The organism is Akkermansia sp. NBRC 115031 (assembly GCF_030268505.1).
GTDB classification, from domain to species: domain Bacteria; phylum Verrucomicrobiota; class Verrucomicrobiia; order Verrucomicrobiales; family Akkermansiaceae; genus Akkermansia; species Akkermansia massiliensis.
This window is the reverse complement of the sequence record NZ_BSQU01000005.1, coordinates 60,403-84,825: the sequence shown is the minus strand read 5'-3', so window position 1 is coordinate 84,825 and position 24,423 is coordinate 60,403. Positions and strand designations below refer to the sequence as shown.

17 protein-coding genes are annotated in these 24,423 nt (G+C 60.6%); 13 read left to right on the top strand and 4 right to left on the bottom strand.

Annotated features, from left to right (window positions below):
• Positions 1–8: 8 nt before the first annotated feature.
• The 7 genes from QSJ36_RS07970 (at position 9) to menD (ending at position 8,724) form a co-directional block, all read left to right on the top strand.
• On the top strand, positions 9–1,115 hold the full coding sequence (locus QSJ36_RS07970) for an acyltransferase (protein ID WP_285468074.1): 1,107 nt from the start codon (positions 9–11) through the stop codon (positions 1,113–1,115).
• 89 nt (positions 1,116–1,204) lie between these two features.
• A complete protein-coding gene (locus QSJ36_RS07965) occupies positions 1,205–2,125 on the top strand; it encodes a hypothetical protein (RefSeq protein WP_146019384.1) in 921 nt (306 codons plus the stop codon).
• Between the two features lie 72 nt (positions 2,126–2,197).
• On the top strand, positions 2,198–3,346 hold the full coding sequence (locus tag QSJ36_RS07960) for an aminoglycoside phosphotransferase family protein (protein WP_102731389.1): 1,149 nt from the start codon (positions 2,198–2,200) through the stop codon (positions 3,344–3,346).
• Between the two features lie 71 nt (positions 3,347–3,417).
• Entirely contained in the window at positions 3,418–3,837 is a 420-nt protein-coding gene (gene fucU, locus QSJ36_RS07955; protein WP_022397329.1) for an L-fucose mutarotase, read from the top strand.
• A gap of 27 nt (positions 3,838–3,864) precedes the next feature.
• Positions 3,865–5,046 (top strand): MalY/PatB family protein, encoded by a 1,182-nt coding sequence (locus QSJ36_RS07950; RefSeq protein ID WP_102722497.1) that lies wholly within the window; start codon positions 3,865–3,867, stop codon positions 5,044–5,046.
• A 277-nt stretch (positions 5,047–5,323) separates the two neighbouring features.
• Positions 5,324–7,123: a class I tRNA ligase family protein gene (locus QSJ36_RS07945; protein ID WP_345783931.1), complete on the top strand. Its 1,800-nt coding sequence runs from the start codon at positions 5,324–5,326 to the stop codon at positions 7,121–7,123.
• Between the two features lie 5 nt (positions 7,124–7,128).
• Positions 7,129–8,724 carry a 2-succinyl-5-enolpyruvyl-6-hydroxy-3-cyclohexene-1-carboxylic-acid synthase gene (menD, locus tag QSJ36_RS07940; protein WP_180972940.1) on the top strand — a complete coding sequence of 532 codons (1,596 nt, stop codon included), beginning with the start codon at positions 7,129–7,131 and terminating at the stop codon, positions 8,722–8,724.
• 314 nt (positions 8,725–9,038) lie between these two features.
• Here menD and QSJ36_RS07935 read toward each other — a convergent pair whose 3' ends face one another.
• Positions 9,039–10,349, bottom strand: coding sequence for a malic enzyme-like NAD(P)-binding protein (locus tag QSJ36_RS07935; RefSeq protein ID WP_102727218.1), 1,311 nt, complete (start codon positions 10,347–10,349; stop codon positions 9,039–9,041).
• Positions 10,350–10,523: 174 nt separating this feature from the next.
• Here QSJ36_RS07935 and QSJ36_RS07930 point away from each other — a divergent pair, with 174 nt between their 5' ends.
• The gene (locus QSJ36_RS07930) at positions 10,524–14,906 is read left to right on the top strand and encodes a DUF6288 domain-containing protein (RefSeq protein WP_285468067.1); all 4,383 of its coding nucleotides are present in this window, start codon (positions 10,524–10,526) and stop codon (positions 14,904–14,906) included.
• Positions 14,907–15,103: 197 nt separating this feature from the next.
• Positions 15,104–16,069, top strand: coding sequence for a family 16 glycosylhydrolase (locus QSJ36_RS07925; protein WP_102722482.1), 966 nt, complete (start codon positions 15,104–15,106; stop codon positions 16,067–16,069).
• 89 nt (positions 16,070–16,158) lie between these two features.
• On the opposite strand, the gene nagZ is transcribed toward QSJ36_RS07925, so the two are convergent.
• Together nagZ and pyrE are read right to left on the bottom strand one after the other, a co-directional pair.
• Positions 16,159–17,223 carry a beta-N-acetylhexosaminidase gene (gene nagZ / locus QSJ36_RS07920; protein WP_102722483.1) on the bottom strand — a complete coding sequence of 355 codons (1,065 nt, stop codon included), beginning with the start codon at positions 17,221–17,223 and terminating at the stop codon, positions 16,159–16,161.
• Positions 17,224–17,236: 13 nt separating this feature from the next.
• Positions 17,237–17,806, bottom strand: a complete 570-nt coding sequence (gene pyrE / locus QSJ36_RS07915; RefSeq protein ID WP_022397339.1) for an orotate phosphoribosyltransferase — start codon at positions 17,804–17,806, stop codon at positions 17,237–17,239.
• 132 nt (positions 17,807–17,938) lie between these two features.
• Between pyrE and QSJ36_RS07910 the strand changes: the two genes are divergently transcribed.
• From QSJ36_RS07910 to QSJ36_RS07895, 4 genes are all read left to right on the top strand, one after another.
• Complete coding sequence (locus QSJ36_RS07910; protein WP_102722484.1) at positions 17,939–18,586, top strand: L,D-transpeptidase; 648 nt, start codon at positions 17,939–17,941, stop codon at positions 18,584–18,586.
• A gap of 191 nt (positions 18,587–18,777) precedes the next feature.
• Positions 18,778–21,705 (top strand): hypothetical protein, encoded by a 2,928-nt coding sequence (locus QSJ36_RS07905; protein WP_102722485.1) that lies wholly within the window; start codon positions 18,778–18,780, stop codon positions 21,703–21,705.
• 15 nt (positions 21,706–21,720) lie between these two features.
• Positions 21,721–22,830 carry a radical SAM family heme chaperone HemW gene (hemW, locus tag QSJ36_RS07900; RefSeq protein ID WP_022397342.1) on the top strand — a complete coding sequence of 370 codons (1,110 nt, stop codon included), beginning with the start codon at positions 21,721–21,723 and terminating at the stop codon, positions 22,828–22,830.
• A 219-nt stretch (positions 22,831–23,049) separates the two neighbouring features.
• The gene (locus QSJ36_RS07895; protein ID WP_102722486.1) at positions 23,050–23,388 is read left to right on the top strand and encodes an RNA-binding protein; all 339 of its coding nucleotides are present in this window, start codon (positions 23,050–23,052) and stop codon (positions 23,386–23,388) included.
• A gap of 243 nt (positions 23,389–23,631) precedes the next feature.
• Here the strand turns inward: QSJ36_RS07895 and QSJ36_RS07890 are convergent, their stop codons facing one another.
• On the bottom strand, positions 23,632–24,411 hold the full coding sequence (locus QSJ36_RS07890; protein ID WP_022397344.1) for a hypothetical protein: 780 nt from the start codon (positions 24,409–24,411) through the stop codon (positions 23,632–23,634).
• Positions 24,412–24,423: the final 12 nt, after the last annotated feature.

Here is a 24,423-nt window from a genome sequence, read left to right as displayed (position 1 = left end):
CATTTCTCATGGCAGCCCCGGCCCATTCCAGAAATCACGGCATTGACCTTCTCCGGTGCCTGTCCATGTTCTTCGTCGTCCTTCTTCATGTGCTCAAATGGGGGGAGGGCGGCAACCTGGACAACAGCTTCCTCGGAACGCCCAATTACGCCGTCTCCTGGTATCTTGAACTCAGCGCCTACTGCGCCGTCAACTGCTTTGCCCTTATCACAGGCTACGTGGGCGTCAATGTGCCGTACCGGATTTCCCGTTTTATCAACTTATGGTTTCAGGTCTTCTTTTACACCGCTGGAATAACCTTTTTATTTAAATGGCTCGTGCCGGGCAGTGTAAGCTTTAAGGGAATGATCCAGGCATTCTTTCCCGTGCTGCGCCTGGCCTACTGGTACTTTACGGCTTATGCCGTCCTGTTCTGCTTTATTCCCTTCCTTAATCCGGCCATCCGTTCCCTCAGCAGGGAATCCGCCAGGTGGCTCTGCCTGCTGGTCCTGATTGTCTTCTCCCTCTTTTCCACCATATCCGGCTACGGGAACTGGCTCAGCCAGGGCGGCTACAGCACCATCTGGCTGGTCTGCCTGTACGTCGTCGGCGGCTGCCTGGGGCACTTCCAGCTCTGGAGCACGTTAAAGCGGCCCGCGCTTTACTACGTCCTGTGCTGCATCCTCCCCACCGCCGGAGTAATCGCGTTGGGGTATCTTCCCCTCAATCCGGGCATTGCGGAAAAACTCTTTGTCTCTTATACGGCGCCGTTCTGCTGCCTGTCCTCCTTCTTCCTGCTCATGGCCTGCGCGCGCATGCGCATCAGCAGCGGAACCGCCATCCGCCTCATTTCCTTCTTCGCCCCGCTTTCCTTTGCCGTTTACCTCATCCATAACAATCCCCTCATCTGGCAAAACATCATCAAGGCGCGGTTTGCGGAATTGCAGGCCTGCCCCTGGTACTTCACGGCCGCCGGGGCGCTGGGAGCCAGCCTGGGCATCTACCTCGCCTGCTCCCTGATCGACTACGTGCGGAGCGGCCTGTTCCGGCTGCTGCACATCCGCGAACTGTCCCTTAAATTGGAAGGAACCCTGTTAAAATTGAAGGAATGGATTCTCCGGCTTATTCCATTATAACTTCCCGCTGTAATTTAACTGAAAATTCTTTCGAATTTATAAAGATTGTCTTGCGGAATTGAACGGCGCCATTACTATGTCGGCAAACCATGCAATATACAACTATTACCGCTGCGGCATGCACGGCGGCCTTCGCTCTCTCAGGAATGGCTTCCGCCGATATTCAAATTCCCCTCCGGGCACTGAATTCCACTTATGACGCGTCCCGTCCGTTTTCCGCCCTGCTGGGAACGGGCTACGCTACCAAGTACGTCAGCCGCGGACTGGCTTTCCAGCAGTCCGGCAGCGACCATGTGGTTCCCGTGGAAGCCATAGGCGCTTACGACCTCAACAAAAAATACTCCATCCTGGCCGGCGTGAAATACCAGTGGCTGACCCAGAATGACCTGACGCACAACAGCACGGGCATTTCCGACGAGGCAACGGCCCTGCTGGGCGTCAGCCGCAAATTCAGCGACTATACGATGGCCTCCCTGGGCTACCAGTTCGTCAACGGCGGCCTGCCGGGCCTGATGAACGTCCATCTGGGCCAGACCTCCAGCGACTTCCCGGCGTTTGAACACAGCCGTTCCGAAGAACACAGCTTTGTACTGGACATCCACCACGACTTCGGGAAAGGACTGGAAAACTTCTTCTGGGACTGCCGCGTGCAATACACCTTCCGCTGGATGTCCGGCTGGTGGTTCACCAACACGCTGGGCTACAAATATGACTTCAACCCGTCTTCCTCCCTGATTGTAGCGGGAACCTGGAACGCCTCCGCCGGCTACTTTGACAGGGACTCCCTCAACGCCAACGGAACCCAGGGCATTTCCGTGACCGTGGCCGTGCCCTTCAAGGCGGTGGACCGCCTGGTCCTTACCCCCTTCGTCAGTACCGTCTGGCTGGGCAACGGAGGCATGGCGGGCAACTACCGCGGTCCTTCCGACCGCTTCCCCTCCAGAATCCCCGCCAGAATTTACCGTAACTTCACGTTCGTGGCGGGGCTGGGGCTCACCTACTCCTTCTAAGCCCTTCAATCCCTACTCCCGCGGCTCCCGGCACTTCCCCGCATGCGCCGGGAGCCTTTCCCTTCCCCGCTCATGCCACTGTCCGCCGTTTTCCATACTGATTCCCTCCAGGAACAGGTTGCCGCCCTGGGCGACGCCTTCGCCATCGCCGGAGAATTCCTCCATTGCGACACCATCAACAGCGGCCATATCAACATGACCTTCCGGGCCACCTACCGGAAAATGGACGGCACCACGGACCGCTACATCTTCCAGCGCGTGAATGACGCCGTTTTCCCGTGCCCCAGGGACGTCATGCACAACGTGGAAAAGGTAACCAACCACATCCGCTGGAAGATGCTCCGGGTGCTGAAAACGCCCTTCCGCCAGACGCTGAACCTGTACTCCGCCCGTGGAGGCCGCAAGTACCTGGAAATCCCCGGTTCCGGCTTCTGGCGCTGCTACAACTGCATTGAAAGCACACACACGTTTGACGTGGCGGAACATCCGCGCCAGGCGTATGAGGCCGCCCGCGCCTTCGGCGCCTTCCAGCAGCTCCTGTGCGACATGAACCCGGAGGACATCCATGAAACCATCCCGTTCTTCCACCACACCCGCAAGCGCTTTGACCGGTTGCAGAAAGCGGCTGCCAGGGACTCCCGCGGGCGTTTGGACTCCTGCCGGAGGGAGCTGGACTTCATCCGCCGCCGCGAACGGTACGTGGACGTGCTGCTGGACCTTCAGGAGCGCGGGGAACTCCCCGTCAGAATCGTCCACAACGACACCAAGATCAACAACGTGATGCTGGACAGGGAAACGGACAAGGCCGTCTGCGTCATTGACCTGGACACCGTCATGCCCGGCAGCATCCTGTACGACTTCGGGGACATGGTGCGCACCATGACCTCTCCTGCGGCGGAAGATGAGGAAGACCTGGACAAAACCTACCTGCGCATGCCCATGTTTGAAGCCGTCGTCAAGGGCTACCTGGATGCCGTCAAAGACTTCATCACACCGCAGGAAATCTCCAAACTCGCCTTTTCCGGCCTGCTCATCACGCTGGAAACCGGCATCCGTTTCCTGACGGACTACCTGGAAGGGGACGTCTACTTTAAAACGGAAAGGGAGCGCCACAACCTGCATCGGGCGCGCACCCAGCTCAAGCTGGTGGAAAGCATGGAACAGCAGATGCCTGAAATGGAAGAATGCATCCGTAAATGCTTTCATGCCGTTAACGGCTGAGGGAGAATCATCCGCGCTCCTTCAACTTTTATGGTAGTACCGGAACGCGGGAAGGTGCTATACTGCGGACCATGTTAAAAAACATCTCTCCCCTCATCAGCCCTTCCCTGCTGAAAATTCTTGCGGAAATGGGGCATGGCGATGAAATCGTCTTTTCCGACGCCCACTTTCCCGGCCACACCTTCAACCCCACGGTGCTGAGGGCGGACGGACTGGGGGCGGACGCCCTGCTGGGCGCCGTCATCCCCCTCTTTGAACTGGACGCCTACGCCACGCCCGTCATCATGATGGCCCCGGTGCCGGGAGACTCCCTGGACCCGGCGGTGGAGGCCAAATACCGCAAGGCGCTGAACTATGACGGGGACATTGAACAAATGGAGCGCTACGCCTTCTATGAACGCGCCAAAAAGGCCTATGCCGTCGTCATTACCGGTGAAACCGCCAAATACGGCAACATCATCCTGAAAAAGGGCGTTACCCCGCTTTCCTGACCTTTGCCCGCGCAGACAGACCATTCCATGCAGTACGACTTTGACGAAATAATCGACCGCCGCGGCACCGGCGCCCTGAAATATGAAGCCCTGCTGCCCCGCTGGGGCCGGGATGACCTGATCCCCCTGTGGGTGGCGGACATGGACTTCAAAACGCCCCCCTTCATCATGGAGGCCATCCGCCGCCGCTGCGAACATGAAATACTGGGCTATACCGTCAAGCCCCGCGCCTTCTTTGACGCCATCCGGAACTGGGTGGGCCGCCGCCACGGCTGGGAGGTGCGCGCCTCGGAAATCGGCTTTGCCCCGGGCATTGTTCCCGGCATTTCCAGCGCCATCCAGTGCTTCACGGAACCGGGGGATAAAATCATGATCCAGCCTCCGGTGTACCATCCCTTTGCCATGATTATCCGGGAAAACGGACGGGAAATCGTGAACAACCCCCTCCTTCTGGAAAATGGGCGCTACCGCATGGACGTTGACCACATGCGGGAGGCCGTGCGCGGCTGCCGCATGTTCATCCTGTGCAACCCCCACAACCCCGGCGGCCGCGTGTGGAGCCCGGAGGAACTGCGCCGCGTGGCGGAAATCTGCGCGGAAAGCGGCACGCTGGTCGTCTCTGACGAAATCCATGCGGACCTGGCCCTTCCCGGCCACAGGCACACCGTATTCGCCACCGTCTCCGAACAGGCGCGCATGAACTCCGTCACGTACATGGCGCCCAGCAAGGCCTTCAACGTGCCCGGACTGGGAAGCTCCTACCTGATCTGCCAGAATCCGGCCCTCTTCGGAAAATACCAGAGCTTCGTCAGCGGCAGGGAACTGGCGGAAGGCCATGTCTTTGCCTACGAAGGGCTCATCAGCGCCTACTCCGGCCCGGAAGGGGAGGAATGGCTCAAGCAGGCACTGGACTACATCCAGGAAAACATCCGCTACATTGACCGGGAACTGCGCCGCCGCATGCCTAAAATCAAGGCCATGCTTCCGGACGCCTCCTACCTGGTTTTCCTGGACTGCCGGGAACTGAACCTGCCTCAGAAGGAACTGGCGGAATTCTTTGTGGACGGAGCGCGCCTGGCCCTGAATGACGGATCCATCTTCGGCAAGGAAGGGGAAGGCTTCATGCGCCTGAACGCGGGCTGCCCGCGCTCCATCCTGGAACGGGCGCTCAACCAGCTGGAAGCGGCCTACCGGGAGCGCGGTTTCTGACAAAAATGCTTCAAGGCCGTAAGGTCCGGTCCATTTCAGCAAAGGGAAGCGTTCACGCTTCCCTTTGCTGTATCATGATGGGACGTTCGACAGGCAAACAAACCAGGGATAAAGCGATCACATGAACTTTACGCACTTGCGGTTCACCAGATTCCCAGCCGGTCACCGCCGGCGTCTGGGAGAAACACCGCTGAAAGAACAGGACGGCTAAACACCCCTTTCCGGGGTTGTCCGGGAAAAACCTCCGGGGAGCACCGCCGGCCTCTGTGGCATTAAAATGCACGGCCAAAGGCCGCTATTCAAGGAAGCTCTCTTAATATTCGTTCTCCTGCGTTCATTTTCTTTTCAGCAGCCGCATCGGCATGCGCGCTCCCGGCGGTGTGAGGGCAAACGCCGGTCTTCACTCCCCGAACACTGGCAGGGAGTGACTTTGCTTGCAAAACGGAAGGAAAGGAGTATCGTTCCCCGCATGTACTATATCACCACGGCCATTGACTACACCAACGGACCGCCCCACATCGGGCACGCCTATGAAAAAGTCCTTGCGGACGTTCTCGCGCGCTGGCACCGGATGAAGGGGGAGGAAGTCTATTTCCTGACCGGGGTGGACCAGCATGGGCAAAAAGTACAGCAGACGGCGGAAAAACTGGGCATTACGCCGCAGGTGCATGTGGACAACATCACGGCCAAATTCCTGGCCCTGTGGGAACGCCTGGGCATCAGCAATGACGGGTGGGCCTCCACCACGGATCCGCGCCACAAGGCCTGCGTGCAGAAAATCCTGACGAACCTGAAGGACAGGGGGCAGCTTTACAAAAAATCCTACAAGGGATTCTACTCCGTGCGCCAGGAACAATTCCTGACGGACAAGGAGAGGGACGCGGAAGGCAGCTTCGGCCCGGAATGGGGGGAAGTGGTGGAACTGGAGGAAGAAAACTGGTACTTCCGCCTGACCGACCATGTGGAGTGGATGAAGAAGTTCGTGGAAAAGAGCAGCGGCTTCGTTCTTCCGGCCTTCCGCAAGGCGGAGGTGCTCAATGCCATTGACTTTGACTCGGACCTCTGCATTTCCCGCCCCAAGAGCCGCCTTTCCTGGGGAATAGAACTTCCGTTTGACCCGGAATTCGTGACTTACGTCTGGTTTGACGCTCTCATCAACTACGTCTCCTTCGCCGGTTACCTGGCGGAACCGGACAGCGAACTGCCGGAATTCTCCAAGCTCTGGCCCGCGGACTGCGAAGTGATCGGCAAGGACATCCTGGTGCCCGCCCACGGCGTGTACTGGCCCGCCATGCTGCATGCCATGGGCTTCTCCGACGAGGAAATGCCCACCCTGCTCGTCCACGGCTGGTGGAACATCAACGGGGAAAAAATGTCCAAGTCCATCGGCAACGTGGTGGACCCCAACCTGCTGGCGGAACAGTTCGGCCCGGAACCCGTGCGCTATTACCTGGTGCGAGACATCACCACCGGAAAGGACGCCAACTTTGACGCGGACCGCCTGGTCATGCTGTACAACACGGAGCTGGCCAATGACCTCGGCAACCTGTGCAACCGTTCCATCAACATGACGCGCCGCTACTGCGATTCCGTCATCTCCGGTGCGGAGGAATACGATGACGAAGCCTCCAAGGCCCTGCGCGTCACCATGGACCAGGCCGTCACCCTGTTCTCCAAATACATGGACGACAACATGGTCTCCGACGCCCTGGCGGCCCTGAACGCCCAGGTTTCCGCCTGCAACGCGTATATTGAACAGCAGCAGCCCTGGCAGCTTGCCAAGGATGAGGCCGCCGCGCCGCGCCTCCGCTGCGTGCTGCGCCACCTGCTGGAATGCTGCGCCCAGACGGGCTACCTCATCGGCTGCGTCCTGCCGGACGCTTCCGCCCGCATCCTGGACCAGCTCAACGCCGCGGACCTGTTCCGGGGCCGCACGCCGGATACGCTGGCCTGGGGAATCCTTCCCGCAGGGCACCGCATCAATGATCCGGCCCCCGTCTTCCCCCGCATTCTCTCGGAAGAGGAAAAGGCCAAGCTGGCTGAAAAAGCGGCCAGGACGGCCAAAAAACAAGGCTGATTCCCGTGAGTGCCTCCGCATCCTTCGTCAAATCCCTGCTGGCCCAGTGCTGTCTGGGCGGCATCTGTGAATGGGTGGTCTGCCCCGGCGCGCGCAACATGGCGCTGCTCCAGGTGCTGGCCGCCGCGGAGGACCTGGTGAAATGGACCCACTTTGACGAACGGTCCGCCGCCTTCTTCGCGCTGGGCCGCATTCAGGACATGGGGCTTCCCGTGGCCGTGGTCACCACGTCCGGCACGGCGGCGGCGGAACTGCTCCCCGCCGTAGTGGAGGCGTACTATGAGCGCCGGCCCCTGCTCCTGCTCACCGCGGACCGCCCGGCGGACTACCGCGGCTCCGCCGCTCCGCAGGCCATCGAACAGGCGGACCTGTTCGGCATTTACGCGCCCACGATTGATCTGGAAACGCCGGACAGCCTGCCGGAAGACATTCTGGAAGACTGGGATTACGCCTCCCCCCTGCACATCAACGTCTGCCTGCCGGACCCGGACCCCGCCTGGAATCCCGGCAACTGCGACCTTTACCCGGCGGAACCGCCGGAAGACAGCGAATTCCGCGGTTCCCTGGCGGAACTGGCCCAAGCCCTGCGCTTCAAATCGCGCGGCGGGCTGGTGGTCATGCTCGGCGGACTGGACCCCACGGAGCAGGCCCCTGCCCTGTGGCTCGCGAATGAACTGAAAGCCCCCGTGGTGGCGGACGCCACCTCCGGCCTCCGGGAGGAACTGGCCCATCTGGCCCTGACGGATGCGGACGCCCTGCTGAGGGAAAACCCGCCCGCCATCCTGCTCAGAATAGGGGACGTGCCCGTGGCCCGCTTCTGGCGCGACCTGGAGGACATCCCTTCCACGGAAGTCTTCTCCGTCACCCGCACCGGATTCTCCGGGCTGGCCCGGCCCTCCGCCGTCGTCACCGGAGACCTGGAAGCCATTCTGCACGCTCTGGGCGACGTGGACCCCGTGGGGGACGTCAACGGCCTGCGCGCCATGAACAAGCGCAGGAAGGCCCTGATGGAGGAACTGCTCATCACCTGCCCGGACAGCGAGCAGGCCATGGTGCGCGCCTTCTCCTGCTTTGCCGCGGACGGCGACTGCATTTACCTGGGCAACTCCATGCCCGTGCGGTACTGGAACAGCTTCGCCCAGATGGCCGTCCCCACGGAAAACGTCCGCGCCAACCGCGGGGCCAACGGCATTGACGGGCAAATCTCCGGCTTTCTGGGGGTCTCCGCCCGGTGTTCCCGTTCCTGGGCCCTCGTGGGAGACCTGACCGCCATGTACGATTCCAACGCCCTGGCCCTCCTCTCCCAGCTGGACACGGGAACCCGCGTGCTCGGCGTCATCAACAACGGCGGGGGCGGCATCTTCCGCGCCCTGCCCGGAGCGGCCAGCCATTCGGAAGCCATGCGTAACCTGCTTGTGCAGCCCCACGCCTACTCCTTCAAGGCCATTGCGGAACAATGGGGCATGCGCTACTTGGTTATCCGGACGGCGGAAGACTTCGACCAGCTTGACGCCCTGGAGGAAAACAGCCAGGTTCTCGCGGAACTCATCCCGGACCGGGAACAGACGGAACAGGTCAGAAACGCGCTGGCTAAGCACTGAACCGTTCCGCCCAACGCCCCCCTCCCTCCCATCAGCCGGATGGAGAGCCGCAACCCCTTGCGGCAACTGAAAAAACGGAGAGCCGACGAACGAACATTGGAAAAGCCAGTGCGTCCTTCAACCGCCTATTCATCCGGAAGCGGCAGAGGCCGGAGGCGTTCCCCCCCTGAAGGCCTCTTTCCAAATGAAGAGCTCAACACCGCCTCACCGCTACCCGGCATAAAAAGCCGGGGGAACGGACCTCCCCCGGCCAAATGCAGCCGCCGGGCGCGTACCACGGCGGCATGGATTTTCCGGCTTTACGCCGGAGCCGTTTACAAATAACTGCGCACTACGCCGGAAACGCGCTCCCGGGCGGCGGCAATGCGCTTGCGCAGTTCAAGCGTGTAAGCCTCCATGTCCCGGATGGGGGACTGGGCCACGCCGGAAATCATGGCCGCCTGGGCCACTGCCGGGCATTCCCATTCAATGATGCGGGGATCGATGGGCTTGGGAATCACGTAATCGATGCCGAAGCTGAGGGGAGCGCCCCCGTACAGGTCAACCACCTCCTGCGGAACGGGTTCCTTCGCCAGATCCGCCAACGCCCGGGCGGCGGCAATCTTCATCTGTTCATTGATGACGGAAGCGTGCACGTCCAGGGCGGCGCGGAAAATGAAGGGGAAGCAGGAGACGTTGTTCACCTGGTTGGGCCAGTCGGAACGGCCGGAACCCATGATGCAGTCCGGGCGCGCCTTCTTGGCGTCCTGGTACGTAATTTCCGGATCCGGATTAGCGCAGGCGAAGATGATGGGGGAAGGAGCCATGAGCTTCACCATGTCCTGCGTGAGCAGCCCCTTGGTGGAAAGCCCCAGGAACACGTCCGCCCCGGTGAGGGCTTCATCCAGTGAGCAGTCCTCCGACTGGGAGAACTGGGCCTTCGTGGCGTGCAGGTCGATGCGCCCGGTATGAATCAGCCCCTTGGAGTCAAACATGTAGATATGTTCGCGGCGGACGCCCAGCGTCATGTAAAACTTGGCGCAGGAAATGCCCGCGGCCCCAGCCCCTACGACGACCACCTTCATGTCTTCCAGCTTGCGTCCCGTCAGTTCTGCGGCGTTCAGCAGGGCGGCGCCGGAGATGACGGCCGTTCCGTGCTGGTCGTCATGGAACACGGGGATGTTCATTTCCTCGCGGAGGCGTTCCTCCACCATGAAGCATTCCGGGGCCTTGATGTCTTCCAGGTTGATGGCTCCGAAGGTGGGCTCCATGGTCTTGATAACCTCGATCAGCTTTTCCGGCTCCTTGACGTTCAATTCAATGTCAAAAACGTCAATGTCCGCGAACACCTTGAACAGAACGCCCTTGCCTTCCATCACCGGCTTGGCCGCATCCGGACCGATGTTGCCCAGGCCCAGAACGGCGGTGCCGTTGGTCACTACGCCCACCAGGTTGGAGCGTCCTGTGTACAGGGCGCTCTGGGAAGGATCCTCCTTGATGCGGAGGCAGGGTTCGGCTACGCCCGGGGAATAGGCAAGCGTCAAATCCCGTTGCGAAAAGCAGGGCTTGCAGGGCAGCGTTTCCACCTTGCCGGGGCGGGGATGGGAATGGTACTGCAAGGCATCTAATCTAATGTCGGAACTCATGATCGTAATGAAAAAACGGAAAATCGAGCCTTGCTTGCACCACATAATAGCCATGTATTCAAGTAAATAATCAATTAATCGCGTCACACGCCGCAGCCGGAAAGCGCCCTTTTACATTGAAAGAGCTCTCCGGATGTGGTAATAAGTAGCCGGATTATCAATTGCCTCCTGACCATGGAAACCACTCCCCCACTGCCTTCCGGATTTAATATCAACGGCTACCTTATCCAGTCACTGAAGCAGACGGATGCCCTCTGCCATGTCTATTACGCGTCGGACGCCAACCACGTGCAATACCTGGTCCGTGAATTCTGTCCGCAGGGCCTTGCCGTGCGCGATCCGGAAAGCGGAAAACTGCGTTATCCGGAAACTACGGACATCGAACAGGAAGTCCTTCCGCTGAAAAACGATTTTGAAGCCCAGTTCCGCACCGGCTCCCTGGGGGAAATCCCCGCCCTGGGCACCCTGTACCTGGTTTATGCCCTGCCCGGCGTTCATCCCGCCGCGGAGCAGTCCCCGCTTCCGGCTACTCCCGTGGAGCCCCTCCAGCGCGACCAGAGAACCCTGGCCACTCCCGCAGCAGGAGCGGCCCCCGTCCATGCGGTACCCCTTCCCCAGCCCCGGAAAAAGAAAAGCTCCGCCGGCATCTGGATCCTTATCCTGATTCTGCTGGGAGGCGCCTGCGCCGCTTATTACTACACGCAGAAGCCTGCGGAGGCCCCCGCCGCCCCGCAGGAACCGTCCAGTACGCAGCCCAAAAAAGAGAAAAAGGAAGCACCCAAACCGGAAAAGAAAGCCGCCCTGCCTGTTGCGGAAGTGGAAGACCCCTTTGAACAGGAAAGCGCCGCCGCGGAGGCCCCCCCGGCTGGAGCAGCGGAACAGCCGGAAGAAACGCCGTCCGCCAGTGCCCCTGAGGAACAGGACGAAGACGGCTCCGCCACTCCCGCGGAAGAACCTGCTCCCGAACCTGAACAGCCTGCCGGAGAGGCGGACGCTCCGGCAGACGACGCCACGGCTGCGGAACAGCCGGAACCGGAAACTCCCACCAAACAGAAGGATGCTCCGGCCCTGGCGGCACAAGCTGCCGTCAAACCCGCCTCCCCCGGCCGTCCGCGCGGAAAAGCCGCCAGGCAGACCACCAACATGGGAGACGTCAACGCCTACGTGAAAAAATTCGCCAAGGCCATGACGCTGAACCAGTGGAGGAAGCAGTACGCCAACCTGTACACGAGCTGGTTCGGCAACTCCGAGGAAGTGGCCAAGGGCTGGATCACCACCTTCGGCCCTCTGGGCTTCCGCGCCCGCGGCCTGGACGCCTCCTGGCCGGACACGAACTTCCGCGGCTTTTTCCCAAAAACCCTGCTGGACCCCAACGGGGAACCCGTGGCGAACCTCTACATGGTCACCCAGGTGATTGAAGGCTCCCCTGCTGAAAAATACGTGAAGGAGGGCGACCTGATCCTGGGCATTGACGGCCAGCCCTTCAAGACGGCCCAAAGCCTGGATGTGCTTTACGGTCCCTACCAGCACCAGGACAGGCGCGGCCTGGACATGCACGCGGGCCTGCTGGTGGACAAGGCGGAAGGCGCCGGAAAAATCACCCTGAACCTCATTCCTGCGGAAAACGTAGAGAAAATCCAGGGCATCCAGCCGCTCTGGAAGGAAGTCTTCCGGGAGGAACGGGCCAAAAAGCCCGTCTCCCTCTCCATTCCGGTGAAGGGAGGCCAGCAGGTGCGCCTTCATGTGGATGACGGCGGCAACGGCATCGGCAGCGACGGCTTCGAATGGTCGGACCTGAGGCTGGAAGGCCCCGGCGGCCCTGTTCCGCTGACCAAGCTCAAGCCCCTGCAATACAGCGTGGGCTACGGCGCGGCCAAATACGACCCCGAGCGCAAGGTGTGGCTGGCTCACGCCGTCTCCTCCCTGGTCTTTGACATTCCCAAGGGAGACTGGAAGCTGAAAGGCACCGGAACGCCCGGAGGGGCGGCCTCCGTAGGTGTGGCTGTCCATGTGGGCGGTTCCGCCACCCTGCCGGACTCCGTGAAAAAATACGTGAAAAACGTCACGTTCAAGATTCCCCAGCTGGGAAGCTACGCTCTCGGCTTCCCGAAAAACTGCGCCAAGAGCAAGGCCGTGGTCCACATGATGAGCGAATGGCTGGCGGCCCAGCAGCGCGAGGACGGCTCCTGGGAACGCCCGGGCGGCTACTGCGGCAACCACTACGACACGGGCTGGGCCGGGCTGGCCCTGATGGCCACGGGCAACCCGAAATATGATCCCGTCATTAAAAAGGCGGCTCAGTACATCGCCTTCTCCGGCTCCCAGTGCTGGTGGGCCGTCCCCCAGGCCTCCGCGGGCATCTTCCTGTGCGAATACTGGCTGCGCTACCGGGACAACTCCGTTCTGCCGGCCATCCGCAACGGCGTGCAGCGCATGAAAAACGAGGTTCTTTACGGGGACTTCGTCACCGGCCACGGCATCCACCCCGGCTATGCGGGCACGGGCGTCAGCATCGGCGGCTCCCACATGTGCCTGTTCCTGGCGCTGGCCAGCAAAACCCCGGCGCGCACGGAAGACGACGTGCTGGACAAGATGATGGACCACGCCCAGTCCATCTGCCCCACCGGCATGGGCCCGTACGGCCGCATGACGGAGGCCTTCACCTTTGAACCCAACCGCGAATGCGGGGGCACCTACTCCGGCCGCCACGGCCCGTACTACATCGCCTCCCTCATCTGCGGGGGACCGGAACTCTACACTAAAAACAGCCGCATCATGTACGGGGAAGGCCCCATCGGCGGCTGCGACCAGGGCCACTCCTCCGAGACGCTCTCCATCATGTGGGCCCTTCCCGCCTACTGGCGCACGAACCCGGAAGTCTACTACAAGAACATGGAGGCGTTCCGCTGGAAGCTGACGCTCCTGCGCCCGTTTGACGGCGGCATGATGCAAAACCCCAACCGCCTGGAACTGATGACGGCAGACCCGGTCATCGGCACCTACATCCGCACCAGCGTCTGGATCACGGCGCTGTGCGCGGAACGCCAGAACCTGGCGATCACGGGCAAGCCGGAATTCCAGGCCAAATCCTTCCGGAAGGTTCCCCCCATCATTGACACGGAATCCCGCTTCCTGAACACCTATGTGCGCAACTGGTCCATGGTCAGCGCCGCGCTGGGCGCCAAGGCTCCCGGCTCCCTGAAATCCGCCATCCGGGAACTGAAAAACATCCCCGTGGAACAGGGCTGCCGCTTCAAGCTCATGAGCGTCGTCAACGCCCGGGCCCTTCCCGTCGCCAAAGCCATCATGGCCATTCCCGGCCTGGACCAGCTCACCAAGGCCACCTGTGCGGAAATGATCCTGGGCATGGACGTGCGCATCTTCTTTGAACCCAAGCGGAAGGACGACAAGCCCCAGCCCGGGGAATACTCCCTGAACGTGGACGTCCAGCAGCCGCTGGGGGGCCGCGCCCTCGGGCTCCAGCGTGACAAGGAACTGGAAGGAAAGGCCAATTCCGCCTACAAGTACGACTTTGCCGGCACCGTCCAATTCAGTGACGCCACCACCTTCTCCCCCATGGAAACCATTTCCTGGACCCCCGACTCCAAATTCGGCGGCCAGTGGAACGTGTACTCCTACAAGAAGGAGCTCAGCGGCCCCACCCAGCCGGGCGTGCAAAAAATGAGCGCCAAAATCAAATGGCGCGTGAACGACCTGGACGTGGAATATGACCGCCCCATCGCCGTAGGCGGCTTTGAAGTGGGCTGCGGGGAAAAAGCCCACCCGGTCACTAACTGCAACCACCTGTGGGTGCCGGGCATCCTGATCCGCGACCACGGCAACTGGGGTTGCTCCTTCCACCTGCCGGACGGCACCTACATCTCCGCCGCCTCCCAGGGCAACCAGATAGAGGTGTATGATGAAACCGACAAGAAGAAGGAGAAAACCTGGGTCTCCCCGAACGACTCCTGCCTGACGCAAGGCTCCCGCTGCCTGTTCCGCGTTTCCACGGACTGGCACGGCCTGGAATGCCGCGTGCGAGAACTGAAGCTGCTGGGCAGCGCCACGGAGGAAGTCACGGACTACAAGCTGAAAGCCTCCACCGGAGGCCATGTGGACACCGCCAAGCTGCTGGACCGGGACGCCACCACCATCGAGGAACTGGACGCCTCCCCCACGGAAGACGATCCCCTGGTGCTGGAACTCTCCCTGAAAAACGCCGCCTCCCTGCGCGCCGTGGACATCAAGATTGAAAAGGGGTACAACCGCCTCGTCATTGAAGCCAACAAGGGCGGCAAGTGGATTCCCATCCACTGGGGTTCCCTGGGAGCCGCTACCGCCGGCGTCAGCGATGCGCAGAAAGCCATGTACGCCAATGAGCCAGAGGTGCTGCGCATGCTCCAGCTCCCCGGCAACGGCTTTATCAAGTGCATGAGGACGTTTGAGCCTATCACCACCAACAGGCTGCGCGTCAAGCTCTTCCAGAAGGGGGGCAAGGTCCGCCTGGCGGAACTGCACGTGTACAAGGCGGATTCCGCCAGAAACGTTGCGCGTTAACATTGGGCAGCCTTCCACAACCAACTTGCAATGACAAACCAATCCTTGCCATAAAGAAATCTTCACAGGGGCATGCCCCTGTGAAGAAAAGGGGCTCTACCTCTCCAGCGAGGAAAAGCCCCCTTACACGATATTCGGGCTGAAGGCCCGGTTCTTGGCCATTGACGCCTCTTCCTCCTGTCCCACCCCTCCCTGTTATGTCCATCAGAACAACGCTCCTTCTTCTTTTCCCCATCGTTTCCCTTGCCGGGCCGCCTGCCCTGGCGGCAACCCCGTGGGTCTCCGGCAAAGACTGGGAACTTGTTTTTGAAGACGACTTTGACGGCCCCTCCCTGAATGCCCGCAACTGGAGCCGTATCGATTACGTAAACCATAACGCCCCGGATTGGCGCAAATACCAATCCCAGGACGAAAGCCTTGTGGAATTCCGGGAACAGGACGGCAATTCCGCCATGACCCTGTGGGGAAAATACGGAGACTACACCACCCAGACCAATCAGACCGCCCCAGCCCAGACCTATGCCTGCGGAGGAGTGTACTCTCTGAAAACCTTCCAATTCCAATACGGCTACGTAGAAGTTCGCGCCAGATTCGATTGCGTGCAGGGCGTCTGGCCTGCTATCTGGATGATGCCCAAATCCGACAGCATCGGATGGCCGGCAGGAGGGGAAATTGACATCATGGAACATTTGAATTACGAAGGACGTGTCTACCAGACGATCCACTGGTCTGAAAACGGCGTTCCAAACCAAGACAAATCCCAGGGGGTCACCCCCGGCTGGAGCGACGGCGCTGAAAAAACAAACTGGCACACCTACGGAATGGAATGGACGGAAGAAGGCATCACCTTTTATGTGGACGGAAAGGAAACCGGCTCCTTTAAAAAGCCCAATAATGCAAACTGGCCTTTTGACAAAGACGGAAACGAATTTTACCTGATCATCGACCAGCAGATCGGAGGCAACTGGGTAGAAAATGCAGGGGTTAATAAAGGAATTGACCAGAATACGCTGGCCAACTCCGGAGCCGCGTTCGACATCGACTACGTCAAAGTCTATTCATCAAGCAAATACAACCACCTCGTGCCGGAACCGGCTACAGCCGCGCTGAGCCTGGTTGGAACGGCCATCCTGTTGACTCGCCGCAAAAGGAGCAGACTTTAAACACTCCCTTCCTCCCCCTGTCACGGGGATAAAGCTCCCGGCTTCATTCCCGGCGCACTTTCGGCATAAGGCCGTCATCGGCATTCGCGTCAATACTTCTGAACCGGAGAGGAAGGCGACTCTTCATCCGCCTCCCCTTCCGCCAGGCGGCACAAGGCCTCCGCGCGGCGCAGGCAGGAATCCCACAGTCCTGCCTTTTCCGGGAACGGGAAGCACAGGGAATCGCTCAGCTTCTCCACCCGCTTGAAGGAATCATCCCGGTCATAGGCGTCCAGGCCTTCCAGGCGGGAAGCCACGCCGTCCAGCCAGGAGAGGGGGTCATGGCAAATCAGGGGAAGATCGCACCCGGCCTTCAGGGAAAGCAGGGCGGCTTCATCCGGAGCATGCCGCGCCGCAATCGCCCCCATGCACAAATCATCCGTAAACACCACTCCCCGGAAGCCGAGCCTGTCCCGCAGAAGCCCCCTGATCACCCGTTCGGACAGGGTGGCGGGATAATCGGGATCAATCTGCGGCAGCATGATATGGGCGGACATGATGGAGGAAAGCTCCGGACACAGGGCCAGAAAGGGCAGCAGGTCCGTCTTGAACAACTCACGTTCATCCAGGTCAACCACGGGAAGACTGAAATGGGGGTCCGCCTGGGCGCGCCCCATGCCGGGAAAATGCTTGCCGCAGCTTTGCACGCCGCCCCGGCGCAGGTTGGAGGAATAAACGCCTCCGCGCGAAATCACGTCCTGGGGATTGTCTCCCCAGCAGCGGCCGGGCAGCGCATTGGCCGCGGACGGGTCATGGCAAATATCCAGTACCGGGGCAAAATTCAGGTTCACCCCCAGGTACCGGAGCGCCATCGCCGTCACCGCGCCCAGTTCCACAATGCCGTTAAAACCGCCGCTCCGCGCCAGAGAAGCGGGAGAAGGCAAATTCAGGCCCAGGGAAGCGGTGCGCACAACCCTGCCCCCCTCCTGGTCCACGGCAATGACGGGATGGTGGCGGCAGAGCTTCCGCAACGTTTCCGTCAGGCTGCGCACCTGCTCCACGGAATCCACATTCCGGGAAAACAGGATGAAGCCGGCCGGCTGCAAACGCAGGATGGCCGCCTCCTCTTCCGCGCCCACTTCATGGCCGCTTATGCCGATCAGGGCGGGGAGCATGAACGGAAAAAAATTATTTGCCCAGCAGGGACGTCCTGGTGTACAGGGGATAAACGGGAATGCCGCGTTCCTCAATCGCCTGGCGGCCGCCTTCCTCGCGGTCCAGCAGCACCAGGGCGGCGGCTACCTTGCCCCCTTCCGCCTCAATGGCGTCAATCGCCTTCAGGGTGGAGCCGCCCGTCGTAATGACGTCATCCACCACCACCACGGTATCCCCGGCCTGGAAATTGCCCTCAATGCGGCGTCCCCGGCCATGGTCCTTCGGCTCCTTGCGCACGGTAAACACCTGGAGCTTCTTTTCAGCCCCTTCCAGAGCGCTGGTCATGCCGACGGCCAGGGAAATGGGGTCTGCGCCCATGGTCATTCCGCCAATGGCCGCCACCTCCGGGAAACGGGGCAGAATCTCCTCCTGCACCAGCTTCCAGCCCAGCGCGCCAACCAGCGTGGCCCCCACGGGGTCCAGGGCGGTCATGCGGCAGTCCACATACAGGTCTGACACCTTGCCGGAAGCCAGCGTAAAGGTTCCCGTGCGCACGGATTTTTCCAGAAGAATGCTTTTCAGAAGGTCGTATTGTTCACTCATGGAGATATGGATGGATGAGGTGGTTGCGCCGTGTATAACAGATACCCCCGGAATAAGCAACGGATAACAGCATGCAAATCTTGACAAAAGGGCGGACAGGCTCCATAACCTGCCTGTCATTCTCCCGTTCCCATGAAACCCGGCATACTGGCATTAGCTTCTATCAGTTCCATTCTCGTTTCCTGCAATCCATATGGAAGGCCCCCCCTGTTTGATAAAATCGCCGGGAAAATCCAGGGCGCGTCCGGCCAGGACAGCTACCTGTCCGGCGTGGGCGCCACCTCCGGCGTGAACACGGACCTGCCGCCGGAAGCCCGCCTGGGCCAGGGATACTGGGACCTGCCTTCGGGCATCCAGGGAGAAAAGCACATCATCATTGACCTCAAGCAGCAGAAAGTCTTCTACTATGTAGGGGCCACGCTGGTGGGCGTCTCTCCCATGTCCTCCGGCAAGGAAGGCTTCGGCACGCCCAAGGGAACCTACAAGATTATCCAGAAGGACGCCAACTACAAATCCGGCACGTACGGCGTTCTGCGCAGCAAATCCACCGGTGCCGTCGTCAACGGGGACTATAACGCCAGGGCCGGCGGCGCGCCCGCAGGAACCTACTTCGACCCCGCCCCCATGCCCTACTGGATGCGGATTACGGGCGGCTACGGCATGCACGTGGGCTTTGTCACCGGATACCCGGTCAGCCACGGTTGCGTGCGTCTCCCGGCAGACATGGCCAAGACGTTCTTTGAACACACACCTCTCGGAACCAAGGTCACCATCCGCTAGCCCTTCCCGGCGGCTCCCTGCTCGCAGGGAGAAAAAAGGCCTTCTTCCGGTTTCCTTGAAACGAGGTTTTCCCCTCCTTCCAGACGGGTGCCCGCGCTATGCGGACGCCATGGCACAGCTTCCGCACTCCGGAATTGACAAAAGGCTACGGACCTCCTTAAATAAATGAGTCTTTGATCTTTTGATTCGTCATGACAGTTCCTCAAACCCCTGCCCTTCCGTCCCATTTCAACATAGGCGGCTATAGAATCACGGCGCTTGTAGAAAGCGGTCCGGATTATAACCTGTACCAGGCCATCTCCCCGGAAGGCCAGGCCGTCCTGATACGTGAATTCTGCCCCCAGGGCCTCGTCACCCGTGACCTGGCTACCGGGGAATTGTCCGCGGCCCCGGAAAACCGGGCTCAATTCTCCCAGGCGCAGGAAGCCTTTGAAACCCAGTACTCCGCCAATGCGGAAGGCAAGCTGAGGGGCTTCGGCACCGTGCTCTTCCTTTACCCGCTGGCACAGCCGCAGGCTCAAGCTCCGGCACAGCCCCAGCCGGCCGTTGCCCACGCCCAGGCCCTGCGCCCGGCCAAAAAGCCGCAGCAGCCCCAGCTCCGGAAGCCGGTAATCGGCGCCGTCACGCCCGGCGCGCCGCTGCCCAAGGTAAAGCGTTCCGGCGGTTTCCCCGTCATCACGGTCATCATCACCGGGATGCTCGTCCTCTTCGGCTTCCTGGGATACCAGATCCTCAAGGACAAAAAGGAACCCGTCGCCAAAACCGTGGCGCCTCCGGTGGTGGTTCCCCCCAAGCCCAAACCCAAGCCCGCTCCGCCCAAGCCGGAACCCGTGGTAGTTGCCCCGGAACCGGAACCCATCGTGGTAGCTCCGGAACCGGAGCCCGAGCCTGAACCGGAACCGGTCGCGCCCGATCTTTCCCCCTCCCCGCAAGTCATCGCCATGGAAAAGGCGCTGCGGGAGGAAGCCATAGCCTCCAAGGGCAAATTTTCTGAAAAGCTTCTGGCTAAATACCCCCTTTACGCGGAAGCCTACGTGCGCGACTACGTGAAAAAGCGCGGCGGCACCTTCTCCCCGGACTTTGAAAAATGGCTGAAAAACACGAAGAACAACCGTGAAGTCTTCGCCATGTTCTTCCCGCCGGACCCCAGCGTCGCCACCAATGTGGCCTTCATGATTGATGAACTGGGCCTGGAAACAACGGAAAAATACAACCAGCTCGTCCTGGCCTTTGCGGTGGGACGCCGCGAATTCGGCATGGGCGCCTTCGACCTCACCCAGCAGGGCCGCTACATTGACGCCCTGGGCAAACTGAACGGCTTGAGGTCCTCCGGCGTCATGCCTCCGCCCGCGGACCTGTACTGCGCCGGCAAGCCCCCCGTGAACTGGTACGGAAACGCTCCGCGCACGGTGGATGAAGAATGCTACAAGAAGGTGGAAGCCTACCTGGACCGCAAAAAAATCACGCCCAAGCAGGCATGGGTCAACAAATACCCCACGGTCTCGGAAATAGGGGACACCGCCATTACGGAAGGCAACCTGGCCGGCTTCCTGCACGAATACCTGTACCGCCACGGCCAGCTGAGGCGCAAGAGGGACCCGTTCCCCACCCCGGTGGAATTCTTCACCTACCTGGTGGACAAATATGAAAACTGCAGCAAGCTGCGGGACGTGGACCACAAGCGCGTGGAATGGACCGGCGTGTCACTGGAAGGAACGCCCTGGCCGGCCATGATGGCCCTCTCGGAAACGCGCCCCCTGCGGGAATGCGACAGCGTGTGGGAACGCTACATGGGCCAGCGCGGCCCGACGCGCCTGTGGCTGTACGGCCCCTACCGCATGGATGACGACAAGGAGCCGCCCATCCTGTTCAGCTTTGACCCTGATCCGGAATGGTCCCGGGAATCCAATGAACGCAAGCTTCATGAAGGCGGCGTTTGCGGCACCATGTCCCTCATCTCCCGCAACTCCCAGATTGCCCGCGGCATCCCCGCCGCCCCTGCCGGACAGCCCGGCCACGGCAACCTGATGACCACCAACTTCAACGGCAACGGCTGCTGGCTGAGCGTGGGCCAGAGCGTAGACACCCTGAAAGCCACCACGGGATTCTGGTACTTCCGGGACTCCAAGGCGCCGCGCACCGGGAATGCGGAATACCAGTCCGGACTGGCCCTGTCCATGAACATCGACTACGAGAAATTCATCGACAGCCGCTTCGCCATGAATATCTACAAGCTCGCGGGCGCGAACTCTTCCACGGAAGAGGCTCAAGACCCCTCCGGCACGCTGCCCAGGGAATTCACGCAGACCGCCATGAGAACCGTTCTCAAGGCCAACCCGTTCTACACGGAAGCCTGGTACACGCTCTTCAAGCAGGCTCCCCAGGACCTCATGGGGGCCACCAAGATGGTGGATGAAGTGCGGGAAGCCCTTCCGGACGGCATGGGCATCAGAAAACTCTGGAAGACGCGCAAATACGTCTCCTCCGTAGGCCGCGGGGACAAAAACGGCAAGGAAATGCTGGCCAACCACGCCAAGGAATACGTCAACGTGCTCTGCTCCGTGATTCTGGAAAACGCCCTGAAACAGGAACATGACTACAAAACCTTCCAGTGGGCGGACCTCATGTCCTGGCTCAAATCCGAGACCAAGCGCAACTCCTACCCGGAACCGCAGGCCGCCTACCAGATAGCGTACGCCAAGGCCCAGGGCACGGACAGGCTCAAGAGGACCGTGGACAGGGGCTTCAAGAAAGCCCTCAACTTCTACCGGGATGAAAACAACACCCTGAACGCGCCCAAGGACGTGGACCAGCAGGAAATGTCCTTCTCCCTGGACGCCCTGTGCCTGGCCCTTCCCAAGGAAGAGCTGCTACCCTGGATGAAAAACATGGTGGACACCTGCCCGGACGGCTTCAAATACAAGCCCAAGAACAAGAAGGAAACGAAAATCCACCCCTTCTACAGCACCCTGACGAAGAACTACATGTCCCTGGCGGACGGCACGGAAAAATCCCGCGTCAAATCGGAAATGAAAGAGGCTTCCAACAGGATTCTGGAGCTCTCCCAGAACAAGAAGGGCGACGGGGAAGGAACCTCCGGACGCCGCCGGAGACGCTGATTCCCGCCGCACCCCGTGCATCTTTACGTCCACATCCCCTTCTGCCACCGCATCTGCCCGTACTGCGCCTTCTTCAAGCACACGCCGGCCTCCACGGACATGAAGCTCTTCATCCGTGCGCTGGGGCGGGAGGCGGAATCCCGCGCCGCCGCCCTGTCCACGGACCGCGGGGGGGAAACGGCCACGCTCTACTTTGGGGGGGGAACGCCTTCCATGCTCTCGGACACGCACCTGGGACGCCTCATGGAAACCCTGGACCGGCTCGTGCCCGTAGACAGGCTGGACGAATTCTCCTTTGAGGCCAACCCCGCCACCTTTACGGAAAAAAAAGTGCGCTTCTGGCGCAGCCTGGGCATGAACCGCGTCTCCCTGGGCGTGCAATCCCTGGACCCCGGCATTCTGCATCTGCTGGGACGCGAACACACCCCGGAACAGGCCCTGCACTCCGTGGAAATGCTGAAAAACGCGGGAATGCCCCATATCAACATGGACCTCATGTTCGCCATTCCGGGGCAAACCCTCTCCACCTGGGAAGCCACCCTCAGGGAAGCCGTCCGTGCCGGAACGGACCATGTCTCCGCCTACAACCTCACCTATGAGGAAGACACGGAATTCTTCCGGAGCCTGCTGCGGGAGGAAAAAAGGCAGGATCCGGACGAAGACGCAGCCTACTTTGAATTGGCGGAACACATGCTGGAAGCGGCAGGCATGCAACACTATGAAACCTCCAACTACGCCCGGGAGGGCTGCCGCTCCCCCCACAACATGGCGTACTGGAAGGGTGAGGACTACGTGGGCATAGGCCCCGGCGCAGTCAGCACCATCAACGGCATACGGTACTCCAACACGCGGGACACGGACGCCTACATACGCAGCACGCTGGAAAACGGCCTCCCCCTCTCCGAACAGGAACCCGTCACCGCGGAAGACTACCGCCTGGAACGCATTGCCCTGATGCTCCGGACGGATGAAGGGCTGCCATTGAAATATATCCTTCCGGAATCCCGCCCCCTGCTGGAACAATACCGGGAACTGGGCCTGGCGGACATTTCCCCGGAACAAAGGCTCATCCTGAAAGGCCGCGGCCGACTGCTCGTGGACGCCATTGCGGCGGAACTGTGCTGACGGGGGGGATTTTTCTTCTCAAAAGGCTGCGGTTCCCGGCATCCATGGAAGCCGGATGTTGAAATAATCAGGCATGAGCCATATTATTCTTGGCATTTCAATATCCAGAGGATATTCTGCCCTATAGACAATGGTGTCTGCGTATTCGGATTTTAACTTCTAATCCCGGCTCTTCGGGAATGCATTTAAGAATAATCAGATCACTTGTCTTTTGATCATATGAACACAAAAATGTACGTAGGGAATTTGTCCTTCAATTCCACCGAACAGGACCTGAGGGATTTGTTTGGTTCCCATGGCGAAGTGACTGAAGTATTCATTCCAACCGACCGTGAATCCGGAAGGCCCAGAGGTTTCGCATTCGTCACCATGGATTCCACCGATTCCATGAACGATGCCATTTCCGCCCTGAACGGAAATGAGTTTCAGGGTCGCCCCCTGGTTGTCAATGAAGCCAAACCGCAGGCCAACACAGGCGGCGGCGGTGGAGGCGGTTACCGTGGCAATGGCGGCGGCGGCAGACGCGACAACAACGGCTATGGCCGCAACCGCCGCTAACAGCGGTAAAATTGCGGGAAGAACATTCGCTTCTTCCTGATCACCACACTTCCAGTAAGGCCCGGCGCTTTCATGCTCCTGGCCTTATTATTTATACAAGGCTTCCCGGGAAAGGCCATTCTCCGGGAAGCCTCTTTTTATGGCTGCATGGAATCCCGGAGCGCTGCCTGCCCCGTGCGGCCTTTCATCAAGCCAGCCGCTTCACCGGACTATTCCTCACAACGGGAATGTCCTCCCCCCCGTTCAATCTATCTGGAACTGGCGCGCCATTTTTTTCAGCCACCAGTCCCGGTGCCGCATTTCATCCCTGCTGCGTTCCAGTTCCCGGAGCTCGCTGCCGCGCAGCCCTCCCTTCATGTACCGTTCATCCAGCTTGCGCGCCTCCACCCGCGTATCCTTCCGCAGGGCCTTGTAAAACTGGGCTCCCGTTACCAGCCCGCTGGCGGCTCCCCCCTGGCCCACCAGGTTCATGTAAAGCTTCCTCAGCCTGTTGTAATCCTCCACCACCCGGTTGTATTTCAAAGCGGCGTACTGGTAGCGTTCCTTCCAGTCCTCCGGACCGGGATTGACCAGGCGGTCCTCCACGGAGCCGGGTTCCGGCGCGGGAGCCGGGGGAGCCTGTCCGCGGGAAGGCAGCGGCGTAAGCGGCGGAGGCTGGGGAACGGGGCGACGGCTCGTCCCGGGAATGCCATTGCCCGTCATGGAAAGGGGGGAACGTTCCGTCAGCAGGCTGTCCATGCGCATCTGCTCCAGCGTTTCCAGCAAATGGGCACGCTCCTTTTGCAGGGAAGCATTCGCATCGCGTTCTTCTGAAAGCGACTCTTTCAGCGTCCGCATGCCGCCGGACATTTCCGAATAAATCAGCGCATACGCCCCGATGCACCCCAGCAGAAAGCCCAGGCCCAGCATGATTCCCCTCTCCCGCCACGGTCCGGGACTGCGTTCCGGAGCCGGTTCCGGAACGTCCGGCTCCGGCTCATGGGAAACAGTCAGGTAGTGTTCCAGCGGGCCCTCGTCAGGCATGGGCTTGATTCA

Coding starts and splice junctions, on each gene's coding strand:
- pyrE (WP_022397339.1), bottom strand. CDS start 17,806: ATGAGTGAACAATACGACCTTCTGAAAAGCATTCTTCTGGAAAAATCC.
- QSJ36_RS07925 (WP_102722482.1), top strand. CDS start 15,104: ATGTCCATCAGAACAACGCTCCTTCTTCTTTTCCCCATCGTTTCCCTT.
- QSJ36_RS07945 (WP_345783931.1), top strand. CDS start 5,324: ATGCACGGCCAAAGGCCGCTATTCAAGGAAGCTCTCTTAATATTCGTT.
- QSJ36_RS07895 (WP_102722486.1), top strand. CDS start 23,050: ATGAACACAAAAATGTACGTAGGGAATTTGTCCTTCAATTCCACCGAA.
- QSJ36_RS07970 (WP_285468074.1), top strand. CDS start 9: ATGGCAGCCCCGGCCCATTCCAGAAATCACGGCATTGACCTTCTCCGG.
- QSJ36_RS07935 (WP_102727218.1), bottom strand. CDS start 10,349: ATGAGTTCCGACATTAGATTAGATGCCTTGCAGTACCATTCCCATCCC.
- QSJ36_RS07910 (WP_102722484.1), top strand. CDS start 17,939: ATGAAACCCGGCATACTGGCATTAGCTTCTATCAGTTCCATTCTCGTT.
- QSJ36_RS07905 (WP_102722485.1), top strand. CDS start 18,778: ATGACAGTTCCTCAAACCCCTGCCCTTCCGTCCCATTTCAACATAGGC.
- QSJ36_RS07930 (WP_285468067.1), top strand. CDS start 10,524: ATGGAAACCACTCCCCCACTGCCTTCCGGATTTAATATCAACGGCTAC.
- QSJ36_RS07950 (WP_102722497.1), top strand. CDS start 3,865: ATGCAGTACGACTTTGACGAAATAATCGACCGCCGCGGCACCGGCGCC.
- QSJ36_RS07960 (WP_102731389.1), top strand. CDS start 2,198: ATGCCACTGTCCGCCGTTTTCCATACTGATTCCCTCCAGGAACAGGTT.
- nagZ (WP_102722483.1), bottom strand. CDS start 17,223: ATGCTCCCCGCCCTGATCGGCATAAGCGGCCATGAAGTGGGCGCGGAA.
- QSJ36_RS07965 (WP_146019384.1), top strand. CDS start 1,205: ATGCAATATACAACTATTACCGCTGCGGCATGCACGGCGGCCTTCGCT.
- fucU (WP_022397329.1), top strand. CDS start 3,418: ATGTTAAAAAACATCTCTCCCCTCATCAGCCCTTCCCTGCTGAAAATT.
- QSJ36_RS07890 (WP_022397344.1), bottom strand. CDS start 24,411: ATGCCTGACGAGGGCCCGCTGGAACACTACCTGACTGTTTCCCATGAG.